The 739-nt window shown below is 65.2% G+C and carries 1 pseudogene; it reads left to right on the top strand.

From position 1 onward, the window contains the following. Nucleotides 1–739, top strand: a pseudogene (locus EOA38_RS38070) (ATP-dependent chaperone ClpB); the annotation flags it as partial.

Below are 739 nucleotides of genomic sequence, written 5' to 3'. Positions count from 1 at the left end.
ACCTTCTGAAGCCGGCGCTGGCGCGCGGCGAGCTGCACTGCGTCGGCGCGACCACGCTCGACGAATACCGCAAGCATGTCGAGAAGGACGCCGCGCTTGCCCGCCGCTTCCAGCCCGTCTTCGTCGACGAGCCGACGGTCGAGGACACCGTCTCGATCCTGCGCGGCCTGAAGGAGAAGTACGAGCAGCACCACAAGGTGCGCATCTCCGATTCGGCGCTGGTGTCGGCCGCGACGCTTTCCAACCGCTACATCGCCGACCGTTTCCTGCCTGACAAGGCGATCGACCTGGTCGACGAGGCCGCGTCGCGGCTGAGGATGCAGGTCGATTCGAAGCCCGAGGCGCTGGACGAGATCGACCGCCGCATCATGCAGCTCAAGATCGAGCGCGAGGCGCTGAAGGTCGAGAAGGACGATGCCTCGAAGGATCGGCTGGCAAAGCTGGAGAAGGATCTGGCCGACCTCGAGGAGCAGTCGACCGAGCTGACGACCAAGTGGCAGGCCGAAAAGCAGAAGCTCGGCCTCGCCGCGGACCTGAAGAAGCAGCTCGACGAGATGCGCAATGAGCTTGCCATCGCCCAGCGCAAGGGCGAGTTCCAGCGCGCCGGCGAGCTTGCCTATGGCAAGATCCCGGAATTGGAGAAGAAGCTCAAGGAAGCCGAAGCCCAGGACGGCAAGGCCGGCATGGTGGAAGAGGTGGTCACGCCCGACCACGTCGCCCATGTCGTGTCGCGCTGGAC

It is taken from the genome of Mesorhizobium sp. M1E.F.Ca.ET.041.01.1.1 (assembly GCF_003997355.1).
Lineage (GTDB): Bacteria > Pseudomonadota > Alphaproteobacteria > Rhizobiales > Rhizobiaceae > Mesorhizobium.
Note: the sequence above shows the minus strand (reverse complement) of the source record. Positions and strands in the feature narration are given on the sequence as shown.